10 protein-coding genes are annotated in these 13,934 nt (G+C 69.6%); 9 read left to right on the forward strand and 1 reads right to left on the reverse strand.

Annotated features, from left to right (window positions below; translation table 11 throughout):
* Positions 1-405: 405 nt before the first annotated feature.
* The 9 genes from ABIC30_RS13720 (at position 406) to scpA (ending at position 12,689) form a co-directional block, all read left to right on the forward strand.
* A complete protein-coding gene (locus ABIC30_RS13720) occupies positions 406-1,449 on the forward strand; it encodes a hypothetical protein (RefSeq protein ID WP_091926348.1) in 1,044 nt (347 codons plus the stop codon).
* Positions 1,449-3,635, forward strand: a complete 2,187-nt coding sequence (locus ABIC30_RS13725; RefSeq protein ID WP_354455440.1) for a glycosyltransferase family 2 protein — start codon at positions 1,449-1,451, stop codon at positions 3,633-3,635. Before ABIC30_RS13720 ends, ABIC30_RS13725 begins: the two co-directional genes overlap by 1 nt.
* 168 nt (positions 3,636-3,803) lie before the next feature.
* A complete protein-coding gene (locus ABIC30_RS13730; protein WP_020093237.1) occupies positions 3,804-5,135 on the forward strand; it encodes an MFS transporter in 1,332 nt (443 codons plus the stop codon).
* 139 nt (positions 5,136-5,274) lie between these two features.
* Positions 5,275-6,507, forward strand: coding sequence for a ubiquinol oxidase subunit II (cyoA, locus tag ABIC30_RS13735; protein WP_020093236.1), 1,233 nt, complete (start codon positions 5,275-5,277; stop codon positions 6,505-6,507).
* A 75-nt stretch (positions 6,508-6,582) separates the two neighbouring features.
* Positions 6,583-8,583, forward strand: a complete 2,001-nt coding sequence (gene cyoB / locus ABIC30_RS13740; protein ID WP_020093235.1) for a cytochrome o ubiquinol oxidase subunit I — start codon at positions 6,583-6,585, stop codon at positions 8,581-8,583.
* 4 nt (positions 8,584-8,587) lie between these two features.
* Positions 8,588-9,220 (forward strand): cytochrome o ubiquinol oxidase subunit III, encoded by a 633-nt coding sequence (gene cyoC, locus ABIC30_RS13745; protein ID WP_020093234.1) that lies wholly within the window; start codon positions 8,588-8,590, stop codon positions 9,218-9,220.
* A complete protein-coding gene (cyoD, locus tag ABIC30_RS13750) occupies positions 9,217-9,612 on the forward strand; it encodes a cytochrome o ubiquinol oxidase subunit IV (RefSeq protein ID WP_020093233.1) in 396 nt (131 codons plus the stop codon). Before cyoC ends, cyoD begins: the two co-directional genes overlap by 4 nt.
* A gap of 74 nt (positions 9,613-9,686) precedes the next feature.
* Positions 9,687-10,406, forward strand: coding sequence for an SURF1 family protein (locus ABIC30_RS13755; protein WP_020093232.1), 720 nt, complete (start codon positions 9,687-9,689; stop codon positions 10,404-10,406).
* A 117-nt stretch (positions 10,407-10,523) separates the two neighbouring features.
* Entirely contained in the window at positions 10,524-12,689 is a 2,166-nt protein-coding gene (scpA, locus tag ABIC30_RS13760) for a methylmalonyl-CoA mutase (protein WP_020093231.1), read from the forward strand.
* 56 nt (positions 12,690-12,745) lie between these two features.
* On the opposite strand, the gene ABIC30_RS13765 is transcribed toward scpA, so the two are convergent.
* Positions 12,746-13,858, reverse strand: coding sequence for an alpha/beta hydrolase (locus ABIC30_RS13765; protein WP_049961816.1), 1,113 nt, complete (start codon positions 13,856-13,858; stop codon positions 12,746-12,748).
* Positions 13,859-13,934 lie beyond the last annotated feature (76 nt).

A 13,934-nucleotide genomic window follows, 5' to 3' on the forward strand; every position in this document is an offset into this window, starting at 1 on the left:
GAGTGCCGACTACCGTGTCAAGGTAGTGCTCTCCCGCCGAGCTGCGCGTCCGGGCCGGCGCCGTTCGGGCTCCGGTGGGCGGGGCCTATAGCGGCTGCCCGGCGAGGGCGCAAGCGGAACCTGCGTGACCAGGCCGATCGATCGCGTCCCTCAATGGTCCGGCCGCGGCGCGCGCCGACCCGATCGCCCCGCGCCGCGCGTGGATAGCGCATTTTGCGTCAATGGCTTAGAGACGGGGAGAACGAGCCGGCGGTGGCAACCCGCCGGGATCCGTCTCCGGGCCGAACGCGCCATGGTGCACGCCGACGGGAAAATGCGCTATGGCCCTGCCGCTCGGCATCCGGCCGCGCCGCGACACATGGCGGACACTCGGCGCCGGCATGCCGCCGCCTCACGCTTCAGGACATGCGCTACTTCATCGACCACGATCAGGGCGACTCGATCCGCGGCTGGATCGTGCCGGACAATCCCCTCGCCATCAGCCGGGTCGTGGTCGCGGTCGACGGCCGACGCGTGGCCGAGGTCCCGGCCAGCGTCATCGACGAGGCGTTCAAGCGCAACGGCTGGCACGCCACCGGGCAATGCACCTTCGTGGTCAGCGAGGCCGAGGTGCCGGGCCTGTCCGAGATCCCGCGGCTCGAACTCTACGATGCCGACACCAACGTGCTGGTCTACCGCCGCATGCCGGTCGAGGGTCAGATCCGGCTGCGGACCATGCTGATCAACACCGGCATCGAGCCCGAGACCGTCCTCCAGACGGCGCTCTTCCCGTATTTCCAGCACTGCTACTTCGGCATCCACAAGCTGCCGGACGAGATCCTGAGCTGCGTCCTGGCCGGCCCGGCCGCCCCGTCGGCCTTCCTGTCGGGCGCCGTGACCATCCCGCGCTACGAGAACTTCATGACGCCGGACCTGATGGTCACGGCCATCCTGCTCCAGGAACCGCAGATCGAGATGGCGGCCCGAATGCGCTGGCTGAAGGCCCGGGCCGCGGATGCGGCCGATCCGGCGCGCAGCTGGCGCCTGGGGCCGCTGGCCGAGGCCGCCGCCTTCGCGGACGGGTACGACTTCTCCGACGTGAAGAGCCTCAAGCGCTTCTTCCGGATGCTGCCCGAGCCCGCCTACCGGCTGCTCTACAACCCCCTGACCCGCCAGCTCGGGACCCGCATGCCGGACGACCGGCTGCATCCGGGCAACTCGATCGCGGCGATCGAGATTCTCGCCCGGGTCGGGATCGTCGGCCACAAGACCCGGTTCCCCGCCTTCGCGTCGACGCTGTTCGACCGCCTCGGGATCGGCGCGCCGATCCCGGCGCTGCCGCCGGTGCCGGCCGAGACGCTGGCGCTGGCCGAGCGCCTGAAGAGCGTCAAGGCGGTCGAGGACATGATCGTGTTCGACGTGGCCATGTCGGATGCCGTGAAGGCCTCGGTCGACAAGAGCTGGAGTTGATGGTGCGTTCGACCGGGCCGGCGGTGCCCGAATTCCGCCTCCCGACGGCGCAGGTCACGGGGCTCTGGGGCAAGCGGCGCGCCCTCCCGGCGCGGGCGGGCTCCGACGGGCTGCGCGTCGCGCTGCCGGATCTCGCGGGCCGCTGGGTCGAGATCATCCTGTCCAACGACCCGGCCGAGGCCCGCGACACCCTCCCCGACATCAGCTTCGTCGGTCCCGACGGACGGGCGGGCACGCTGCTGCCGCAGGAGGCCCGGGGCGGCGGCGCCTTCGCGTGGATCGGCTGCCTGCCCGAGGACGTCGTCGAGCTGCGCGTCGCCGACCCGGCCGGGCGCGTCCCGGTCCGGCTGCGCCGGATCGCCGTGCGCCGCCTCGCCCGGCCGGTCCTGGCCGCCCGCGGGCTCCTGCGCGATCCCGGCCTGACCGTGCAGGCCTTCACCTGGCGGATCCTCGGCAAGAAGGTGCGCGCGCGGGGCTTCCTCGGCCGGGCGCTGCGCCACCGGCGCGTGAGCGGCTACGAGGCCTGGCTCGGGACCCACACCCTGCGCCGCGCGGAGCGGGACGGGATCGCCGCCGAGATCGCCGCCTGGACCGATCCGCCCCTGATCTCCGTGCTGATGCCGGTCCACGATCCGGACCCGAAGGTGCTGCGCGCGGCCCTGGCCTCGCTGCGGGCGCAGCTCTACCCCCACTGGGAACTGTGCGCCGTGGACGACGCCTCCACGCGCCCCGAGATCCCGCGGATCCTGAGCCGGGCGGCCGAGGCCGACCCGCGCATCCGCGTCCTCGCCCGGACGGAGAACGGCCACATCGCCCGGGCGACCAACGACGCGCTGGGCATGGCCCGGGGGGCGGTCTGCGCCTTCATGGACCACGACGACGCGCTCACCGAGGACGCCCTCTACGAGGTCGCCCGGGCGCTGCGCCGCGACCCGGGCCTCGTGCTGATCTACAGCGACGAGGACAAGATCGACGGGCGCGGCCGGCGATTCGACCCGCACTTCAAGTCCTGCTTCGACCGCGAGCTGCTCTACGCCCAGAACTACATCAACCACCTCACGGTCGTGCGCACCGAGGCGCTGCGCGCCGTCGGCGGCCTGCGCCCCGGCTTCGAGGGCAGTCAGGACCACGACCTGCTGCTGCGGCTGACCGACGGGCTCGACCCCGCCCGCATCCGCCACATCCCGCGGGTGCTCTATCACTGGCGCGCCGCGCAGGGCTCCGGGACCTTCTCGGACCGGGCGCTCGCCCGGGCGGAGGCCGCGCGCCTGCGCGCCCTGGAGGAGGTCGTGGCGCCCTGGGGCGGCCGCGCGGAGCGCGGTCCCGGCGGCTTCAACCGCCTGGTCCGGCCGCTGCCGGCGTCGCTGCCGCGGGTCTCCGCGATCATCCCGACCCGCGACCGGGCCGAGATCCTGTCGGTGACCCTCGACGGACTGCTCGGCGCGACCGACTACCCCGACATCGAGGTGATCATCGTCGACAACGACAGCCGCGAGCCGGAGACCGCCGCCCTGTTCGCCCGCTACCGGGACGATCCGCGGGTGCGCGTCGTGCCGGTGCCGGGGGCGTTCAATTTCTCGGATCTGTCGAATCGCGGCGCCGCCGCGGCCACCGGCGCGGTGCTCCTGTTCCTCAACAACGACATCGAGGTGCTCGAGCCCGGCTGGCTGGCCGAGCTGGTCCGCCACGCCGTGCGGCCGGAGATCGGGGCCGTCGGGGCCAAGCTCCTCTACCCGGACCACACGATCCAGCACGGCGGCATCGTCCTCGGGATCGGGGGCGTGGCCGGCCACAGCCATCTCGGCGTCGCGGACGCGGATCCGGGCTATTTCTGCCGCATGGTCATCGCCCACGAGGTCTCGGCGGTCACCGGCGCGTGCCTGGCCATGCGGGCGGACGTGTTCGCGGAGGTCGGCGGCTTCGACGCGCAGGCCCTGAAGGTCGCCTTCAACGACGTCGACCTCTGCCTGAAGATCCGCCGGTCCGGCTACCGGATCGTCTGGACCCCCTTCGCGAAATTGATTCATCACGAGTCGAAGAGCCGCGGGGCCGAGGACACGCCGGAGAAGCAGAAGCGCTTCGAGGGCGAGGTGCTGACCATGCTCGACCGCTGGGGCCCGGAGCTGCGTGCCGACCCCTATTACAACATCAACCTGTCACGGAATTCCGCCCATTACCGCGTGTGAGCGGTCCTCACCCGGTGGCGACACCGGTGGTCGCGGCCGCGCGGTGCTATGCATGCGTCAGTGGGTAAACTTGCGTCCGGAGCCGGTTGCGGTACCTCTGGACATGCCGCAAGAGGCAGTTCCGGCCAAGGCGTCCCCACGGGCGCGCGGCGAGGGCGACAATCAGAGATGAGTGCGAACACCCCTACGGTCGCGGGCCTGGAGCGCGACGCCCAGCAGGCGATGGGAGACCACAAGGTCCACCCCAACGAGATCGCTATCGGCGTGGTGATCGGACGCGCGTCCGAATACTTCGACTTCTTCGTGTTCGGCATCGCCTGCGTGCTGGTCTTCCCGAAGGTGTATTTCCCCTTCGTCGACCCGCTGAAGGGCACCCTCTACGCCTTCTCGATCTTCGCCCTCGCCTTCATCGCCCGGCCGCTCGGCACCGTGCTGTTCATGGCGATCGACCGGCGCCACGGCCGCAGCGTCAAGCTGACCACGGCCCTGTTCCTGCTCGGCGGGTCGACGGCGGCGGTGAGCTTCCTGCCGCGCTACGACAGCATCGGCATCTCGGCGGTATACATCCTGGCCGGCCTGCGGATCCTGCAGGGCCTCGCCCTCGGCGGCGCCTGGGACGGCCTCGCCTCGCTGCTCGCCATGAACGCCCCGCGGGAGCGCCGCGGCTGGTACGCGATGATCCCGCAGCTCGGCGCGCCTTTGGGCTTCATGGTGGCGAGCGCCCTGTTCGCGTTCTTCATCGTCAATCTCGACGAGGCCGATTTCATCGACTGGGGCTGGCGCTTCCCGTTCTACTGCGCCTTCACCATCAACGTGGTCGCGCTGTTCGCCCGGCTGCGCCTCGTCGCCACCGACGAGTTCGCCCGGATGATGGACCTCGACCGGCTGCGCCCGGTCCCGGCCCTGGAGCTGTTCCGCCACCACGCCGGCGACGTGGTCCGCGGCGCCTTCGTGCCGCTCGCCGCCTTCGCGCTGTTCCACCTCGTGACGATCTTCCCGATCGCGTGGCTCGCGCTGAACAGCACGACCCGCTCGCCGGGCGAGTTCCTGATCGTGCAGTTCTCCGGCGCGATCGTGTGCGCCGGCGCGGTGGCGGCCTCGGGGCTGATCGCCGACCAGATCGGCCGCCGCAACTGCCTGATCATGAGCAGCTCGCTGATCGGCTTCTTCGCCGTCGGCAGCATCATCGCGCCGCTCCTGTTCGGCGAGAGCGCCATCGGCCAGACCATCTACGTCACGATCGGCTTCATGCTGCTCGGCCTCGCCTACGGCCAGACCGCGGGAGCGGTGAGCGCCCGCCTCGGCAACCGCTACCGCTACACCGGCGCGGCGCTGACCTCCGACTTCGCGTGGCTGATCGGGGCCGGTTTCGCGCCCCTGGTGGCCCTGTTCCTGTCGCAGCGCTACGGCCTGGCGATGATCGGCGTCTACCTCCTCTCCGGCGCGGTCTGCAGCCTCGTGGCCCTGTTCACCGACCGGTCGGAACTGCGCCAGATGTGAGTCGGCGGCCGGCGGCGCAGGCCGCCCGGCCCGCCCGTGAGCTGACTGGAACGCCGCCTCGCGCGGTACGGCAGAAGCGCCGCGGCAGCGGCATGGCAGAAGTGCCGCGGCAGCGGCCTGGGATGACGAGACGCGTGCTGTGACATCCACGATCCATCGACCGGACAGGACCGACACCGCGACCCGCCGAGGCGGTCGCGCTCGGCGCCTCCTGCCGCTCCTCGCCCTGCCGCTCCTGACCCTGCTCGGCGGCTGCAACTTCGTGGTCCTGCACCCGGCCGGCTACGTCGCCGAGCAGCAGCGCAACCTCGTGCTGGCGGCGACCGGGCTGATGCTCCTGATCATCGTCCCGGTGATCGCCTTCACGCTGATCTTCGCGTGGCGCTACCGCGCCAGCAACCAGGACGCGGTCTACGATCCCGAATGGCACCACTCGACGCAGCTCGAGGTGCTGATCTGGACGGCGCCGCTGATGATCATCATCGCCCTGGGCGCCCTCACGTGGATCGGGACCCACACCCTCGATCCGTTCCGGCCGCTCAGCAAGATCGACCCGAAGCGCGACGTCCCGGCCGGGACGGTGCCGCTCGAGGTCGAGGCCGTGGCCATGGATTGGAAGTGGCTCTTCCTCTACCCGCAATACGGGATCGCCACGGTCAACGAGCTGGCCGCGCCGGTGGACCGGCCGATCCGCTTCAAGATCACCGCCACCGACGTGATGAACACGTTCTACGTGCCTACGCTCGCCGGCATGGTCTACGCGATGCCGGGCATGCAGACCCAGCTCCACGCGGTGATCAACCGCGAGGGCGCCTACGAGGGCCGCTCGGCGCATTACAGCGGCGCCGGCTTCTCCAACATGTTCTTCAAGTTCCACGGCCTGACCACCGACAAGTTCGACCAGTGGATCGCCAAGGCCAAGGCCGAGGGCGGCGAGCTGACCCAGGAGGCCTACCTGAAGCTGGAGGAGCCGAGCGAGGCCGAGCCGGCGCGGTTCTACAAGTCCTACATGAAGGGCCTGTACGACCGGATCATCGGCATGTGCCCCCGGCCCGACCAGATGTGCGTCGGAGAGATGGCGAAGATCGACGCGCAGGGCGGCGCCACCGGCACGGAGGCCGCGGAGAACTACGCGCGTCTCCGGTACGACAACCGGCTCGCCGAGCGCGGCGTCGAGGGGCCGGGCGCGACGGCGCCGGCCTCCGGAACGGCGCCGCACGGCCAGACGCAGCCGCAGGGCATGCAGCCGCGACCCGACATGGGCAACCCGGACGTCCGGGGCCAGACGACGCCGCCCGACGCCACGGGCCAGGGCTCCGGCGGGGGTCGGAGCGGGGGCATCCAGATCGCCCCGAAGCAGCTGAACCAGTGAGGCCGCGCGTGCTGACAGCGGACTCCACACACACAACCGGCGGTCGCCGTCGAACCCACTGAACGGGCCGATCCCATGTTCGCAAACCTGGACCTACAGCAGCTGCTCGTCGGGCGATTCACGATCGAGCAGATCCCCTATCACGAGCCGATCCTGCAGGGGACGTTCGCCGGCGTGGCCGTCGTCGGCCTCACCGTGCTCGGCGTCATCACCTACTACCGCTTCTGGGGGCCGATGTGGCGTGACTGGATCACGTCGATCGACCACAAGAAGATCGGCATCATGTACTGCATCTTCGCGGGCATCATGCTGCTGCGCGGCTTCGCCGACGCGATCCTGATGCGCTCGCAGCAGGCGGTCGCGTTCGGCGACCAGCAGGGCTTCCTGCCGCCGCACCACTACGACCAGATCTTCACCGCCCACGGTATGATCATGATCTTCTTCGTGGCGATGCCGTTCGTCACGGGGCTCATGAACTTCGCCGTGCCGCTGCAGATCGGCGCCCGCGACGTCGCCTTCCCGTTCCTGAACAATTTCAGTTTCTGGATGACGGTCGCCGGCGGCATGCTGGTGATGGTCTCGCTCTTCGTCGGCGAGTTCTCCCGCGCCACCTGGCTGGCCTACCCGCCCCTCTCCGGGGCGGCGATGAGCCCGGGCGTGGGCGTCGACTACTACATCTGGGCCCTGCAGATCGCCGGCATCGGGACGCTGCTCTCAGGGATCAACCTGATCGCCACCATCGTGAAGATGCGGGCGCCCGGCATGACCATGATGAAGCTGCCGATCTTCGTCTGGTCGTCGCTGTGCACCAACATCCTGATCGTGGCCGCCTTCCCGATCCTCACGGCCGTTCTCGCGATGCTGTCGCTCGACCGCTACGTCGGCACGCACTTCTTCACGAACGACCTCGGCGGCAACGCCATGCTGTACTTCAACCTGATCTGGATCTGGGGTCACCCGGAGGTCTACATCCTGATCCTGCCGGCTTTCGGCGTGTTCTCGGAGATCACCTCGACCTTCTGCGGCAAGCGCCTGTTCGGCTACACCTCGATGGTCTACGCGCTGGTGGTGATCACCATCCTCGCCTACCTCGTGTGGCTGCACCACTTCTTCACGATGGGCTCGGGCGCGGACGTGAACTCGTTCTTCGGGATCACGACCATGATCATCTCGATCCCGACGGGCGCGAAGATCTTCAACTGGATGTTCACGATGTACCGCGGCCGGATCCGGTTCGAGGTGCCGATGCTGTGGGTGGTGGCGTTCATCGTCACCTTCGTGATCGGCGGCATGACCGGCGTCCTGCTCGCTGTGCCCCCGGCGGACTTCGTCCTGCACAACTCGCTGTTCCTGATCGCGCACTTCCACAACGTGATCATCGGCGGCGTGCTGTTCGGCATGTTCGCCGGCGTGACCTTCTGGTTTCCCAAGGCCTTCGGCTTCAAGCTCGACGAGTTCTGGGGGAAGATGGCCCTCGTGTTCTGGGTGACCGGGTTCTACGTCGCCTTCATGCCGCTCTACGTGCTCGGCCTGATGGGCGTGACCCGGCGCATGCAGCACTTCGACGACCCGTCGCTGCAGATCTGGTTCGTGATCGCGGCCTTCGGCGCGGCGCTGATCGCCTGCGGCATCGCCTCGCAGATCATCATGTTCGTGGTCTCGATCCGGAACCGCGACAAGCTGCGCGACCTCAGCGGCGACCCGTGGGGCGGCCGGACGCTGGAATGGTCCACCTCCTCGCCGCCGCCGGACTACAACTTCGCCTTCACGCCGGTGGTCCACGATTCCGACGCGTGGTGGGACATGAAGAACCGCGGCTTCGACCGCCCGCTCAAGGGCTACCGGCCGATCCACATGCCCAAGAACACCGCGGCCGGCGCGATCCTGGCGGCGCTGAACTTCACCTTCGGCATCGCCATGGTCTGGTACGTCTGGTGGCTGGCGATCCTCAGCTTCGTGGCGATCTTCGTCGTGGCGATCGCCCACACCTTTAATTACAATCGCGACTACTACATTCCCGCCGACGTCGTCAGTCGGACGGAAGGTCAGCGGACGCGCGAACTGGAGATGGCGTGATCCGATGATGCACGCGGAGACTGCACCCCCCGGCGCCGCGGCGCCGGTCTTCTACCAGACCGACGAGGAGGGCCATCATTCCGAGGGCTCGACAATGCTCGGGTTCTGGCTCTACCTGATGAGCGATTGCCTCATCTTCGCGACCCTGTTCGCGACCTACGGGGTGCTCGGGCGCAGCTACGCGGCCGGCCCCACCCCGAAGGAGCTGTTCGACCTGCCGGGCATCGCGGTGAACACCGCCATGCTGCTGTTCTCGTCCATCACCTACGGCTTCGCCATGCTGGAGATGGACCGGGACCGGGTGAAGCAGACGCAGATCTGGCTCGCCATCACCGGCCTGTTCGGCGTCGCCTTCGTGGCCCTGGAGATCCGCGAGTTCGTTCACCTGTTCCACGAGGGCGCGCCGCCCTGGCGCAGCGCGTTCCTGTCCTCGTTCTACACCCTGGTCGGGACGCACGGCCTGCACGTCTCGATGGGCATCCTGTGGCTCGTCGTGCTGATGGTGCAGGTGAGCAAGCGCGGCCTGATCGTCGAGAACAAGCGCCGGCTGATGTGCCTGTCGATGTTCTGGCACTTCCTCGACCTGATCTGGATCGGCGTCTTCACCGTCGTCTACCTGATGGGAGTGCTCGAATGAGCGCCGACGTTCACAACGCCGCCGCCGGGCACGGCCACCACGACGCCCACAGCGAGGGCGGGCACGGCACCTTCCAGAGCTACATGACGGGCTTCGTCCTGTCGGTGATCCTGACGGTGATCCCGTTCTGGCTGGTGATGGGCAACGTGCTCGACAACAGCCTCGTCACCACCCTGGTGATCCTGGCGCTCGGCGGCGTCCAGATGGTCGTGCACGTCATCTACTTCCTGCACATGAGCACGAAGTCGGAGGGCGGCTGGACCTTCATGGCACTGATCTTCACCATCACGCTGGTGGTGATCATGCTCGCCGGCTCGGTGTGGGTCATGTACCACCTCAACCACAACATGATGCCGATGGATGCCCACGACGTCATGAAGAACGCCCGCTGAGCGCGCGTTCGGTTTCGAGACCCGCGGGGTCGGGAGGGGGGTCCGATCCGGGCCCCTCCCCGGCCCCGCTCTCGTTGCTGCGGCGCGCCGTGTTCGGCGCCGGCGCGGGCCTCGTCTTCCTGGTGCTGCTGGGGCTCGGGACCTGGCAGGTGGAGCGGCGGGCCTGGAAGCTCGACCTGATCGCCCGGGTCGATGCCCGGGTCCACGCGCCGCCCGTGCCGGCGCCCGGCGCCGCCGCGTGGCCGCGCGTCGGCCCCGACGACGCCTACCGGCATGTCCGGCTCTCCGGCACCTTCCTGCACGATCGCGAGACCCTGGTTCAGGCCGTCACCGAGCTGGGCGGCGGCTTCTGGGTGCTGACGCCCCTGCGGCGGCCGGACGGGACCGTCGTGCTGGTCAATCGCGGCTTCGTGCCCGGCGACCGTCGGGACCCGGCGACCCGGGCGGCCGGGCAGGTCGCCGGCGAGACCGCGGTGACCGGCCTCCTGCGGCTGACCGAGCCCGGGGGGGCGTTCCTGCGCGCCAACGATCCGAAGGACGGCCGCTGGTATTCCCGCGACGTGGCAGCGATCGCCGCCGCCCGGGACCTGACCGACGTCGCCCCCTACTTCGTGGACGCGGACGCGACACCCAATCCGGGCGGCCTGCCGGTGGGCGGCCTCACGGTGATCGCCTTCCCCAACAACCACCTCGTCTACGCGATCACGTGGTACGGGATGGCGCTGATGCTCGCCGGCGCCGTGATCTACCTGCTGCGGCGCGGCCCGGGGGACCGGGACGTCGAGGTCCGCTGAGGCCTGCCGGGGCGCCGGCGCCGCGCGGCCTCCGCGCGAGGCTTGACCGATAGGGGAGTAGCCCGCTCCGAGCGGGTCCCTATAATGGCGTGACAAACGCCACAACGAGTCAACGCCATGACCTCCCGCATCCCGAACTTCGCCGAAGTCCCGTTCTCAGGCGAATCGCTCGCGGTGTCGGCCCCGGCGCTCGGCGAGCCCTGGATGACGCCGGAGGGCATCCCGGTGAAGGGCCGCTACGGGCCGGAGGACCGGGAGGGCATCGAGTTCCTCGACACCTATCCGGGGATCGCGCCGTTCCTGCGCGGCCCCTACCCGACCATGTACGTCACCCAGCCCTGGACGATCCGGCAATATGCCGGCTTCTCCACGGCCGAGGATTCGAACGCCTTCTACCGCCGCAACCTCGCGGCCGGGCAGAAGGGCCTGTCGGTCGCCTTCGATCTCGCCACCCACCGCGGCTACGATTCCGACCATCCCCGCGTCTCGGGCGATGTCGGCATGGCGGGCGTGGCGATCGACTCGATCTACGACATGCGCACACTGTTCTCCGGCATCCCGCTGGACGAGATGACTGTGTCGATGACGATGAACGGCGCGGTGCTGCCGATCCTCGCCCTTTACATCGTCGCCGCCGAGGAGCAGGGCGTGCCGCCGCAGAAGCTCGCGGGCACGATCCAGAACGACATCCTCAAGGAGTTCATGGTCCGTAACACCTACATCTATCCCCCCAAGGGATCGATGCGGATCATCTCCGATATCTTCGCCTACACGTCGAAGAACATGCCGAAGTTCAATTCGATCTCGATCTCCGGCTACCACATGCAGGAGGCGGGCGCCACGAACGACCTGGAGCTCGCCTACACGCTCGCCGACGGCGTCGAGTACATCAAGGCCGGGCTGGCGGCCGGGCTGACCATCGACCAGTTCGCCCCGCGCCTGTCGTTCTTCTGGGCGATCTCGACCAACTTCTTCATGGAGGTCGCCAAGATGCGGGCCGCGCGCCTGATCTGGGCGAAGCTCGTGAAGGGGTTCGATCCGAAGTCGGAGAAGTCGCTCGCCCTGCGCACCCACTCGCAGACGTCGGGCTGGTCGCTCACCGCCCAGGACGTGTTCAACAACGTCACCCGCACCAACATCGAGGCGATGGCGGCGACGCAGGGCGGCACGCAGTCGCTCCACACCAACGCGCTGGACGAGGCGCTGGCGCTGCCCACCGACTTCTCGGCCCGGATCGCCCGCAACACCCAGTTGTTCCTGCAGCAGGAGAGCGGCACCACCCGGATCGTCGATCCTTGGGGCGGCTCCTACTACGTGGAGAAGCTCACCGCCGACATGGTCGCCCGCGCCTGGGAGCACATCCGCGAGGTCGACGGGCTCGGTGGCATGGCCAAGGCGATCGAGGCCGGCATCCCGAAGCTCCGCATCGAGGAGGCCGCCGCCCGCGCCCAGGCGCGGATCGATTCCGGCCGGCAGACCATCGTGGGCATCAACAAGTTCCGCGCCGACGACGAGATGGCGATCGAGCTGCTGCGGGTCGACAACGGCAATGTCCGCCGGCTCCAGATCGACAAGCTCAAGCGCCTGCGCGACGAGCGCGACGAGGCCGCCGTGACGGCCCGGCTCGAGGCGCTCACGAAGGCCGCCGACGGTGCCGGCAACCTGCTCGAACTCGCCGTCGAGGCCGCCCGCGCCAAGGCGACGGTGGGTGAGATTTCCGAGGCCCTGGAGAAGGCCTGGGGCCGGCACCGCGCCGAGATCCGCTCGATCTCCGGCGTCTACAAGCGTGAGGTGGGGGGCATGTCGCCAGTGGTCGAGGAAGTCCGGGCGCTGGTCGAGGCGTTCGAGGAGAACGACGGCCGCCGGCCGCGCATCCTGGTCGCCAAGATGGGCCAGGACGGTCACGACCGCGGCCAGAAGGTGATCGCCTCGGCCTTCGCGGATCTCGGCTTCGACGTGGATATCGGGCCGCTCTTCGCCACGCCGGCGGAGGCCGCCCGGCAGGCGGTGGAGAACGACGTCCACATCGTCGGCGTCTCGTCGCTGGCGGCCGGCCACCTGACGCTGGTGCCGGAGCTGAAGGCGGCGCTCACCGAGCAGGGCCGCGACGACGTGATGATCGCCATCGGCGGCGTCATCCCGCCGGGCGACTACGAGGCGCTGACGGCGGCCGGCGCGGCGGCGATCTTCCCGCCCGGCACGGTGATCGCCGAGGCGGCAGCCAAGCTGATCCGCGCGCTGAACGAGCGGCTGGGCTACGCGGCCCGGCAGGCGGCGGAGTAGGACGCGCCTCCCGCGGCGGCCAAGCTGGCCGCCGCGGACCTCATTGCCGAGGCGCCTCAGTTCAGCGCCTGCGGGTCCGCCTCCGTGAGGAACGCCCCGACGGCGTGGAGGAACTGCATGCGGTTCTTCTCCATCATCACCGTGTGGGTGCCCTCCCCCAGCTCGACGAAGCGCTTGTAGGGGGCGTGGGTGAGCTTGGCGAAGTATTCCTGGGCCTGGTAGCTCGGCAGGTCGGCGTCCCACTCGGCGTGGATGATCAGCACCGGCACGCGGATCTCGCCCGGGTCGTAGAGCGGCTTGCCGGCCGCCCAGTAGGCGTCCTTGTCGGCGACCGTGCCGTTCGGCGCGCGCAGGACCGGCGGCGACCGCTTCGCCCCGTCCGCGTCGGTCGCGAAGGTCGCGTCGGCCCACTGGTCGAACCAGCCCGCCGGGATCAGGTCGGCCTTCTTGTCCTCGGGCACCCCGGTCAGCCAGCGGGCCCGGGCGCTGTCCCGGCTGACGGTGCGGTAGGCCCCGACCTTGCCACCGCCGCCGATCAGGCCCGGCGTGCGCGCGAGCCATTGCGGCGCGTAGAGGACGAGGCGGTTGACGCTGTCGTTGTGGGTGCTGGTGTAGAGCCCCATGGTGGAGGTCCCCCAGGACCAGCCCATCAGGTCGATCTTCTCGACGCCGCGCCGCTTCTTGATGAAGTCGACGACCTGCCCCACCACCTTGGCGGCGTCGGGCGTGCGCATCAGCGGCGGGTTGTCGTCCGGCGGCGCGTCCATGGCGGCCGGGCGCCCCGACAGGCCGTAGCCCGGCAGGTCCACGCAGTAGACGTCGAAGCCGAGGCCCGCGAGGTAGTCCATGGCCGACATCCCGCCGAGCGGCAGGTCGAAGGCCGTAGAGGACGGGTAGGTCGAGCCGTGCACGTAGAGCAGGATCCGGTCGCCCGGGAACGTGTCGGTGCCGGCCGGGCGCTTGTTGCGCACGTAGATGTCGACGCCCGGCTCGCTCCAGGGGAGGCGGAACTCTTCCGTGGCCAGCCGGGCCGCGGGAGCCGCGACGGCAGGGGCCGCCGCGGCCGCGACCGCCGCCCCGGCGGCGAGCGCCCCGACCAGCTCGCGCCGGGCCAGGCCCCGGCCCGGTCGTGCCCCGTTCGGATCTGTCCGCATCGGTCTGTCCGCCATGGTTTCCTCCGGTCCGCCTTGTCCGGCGGCTCGGGCGATTGAACCGGCGGGTGCCGGCGGGCGCAACGCTCCGGGG

It is taken from the genome of Methylobacterium sp. 1030 (genome assembly GCF_040544715.1).
Classification (GTDB): domain Bacteria; phylum Pseudomonadota; class Alphaproteobacteria; order Rhizobiales; family Beijerinckiaceae; genus Methylobacterium.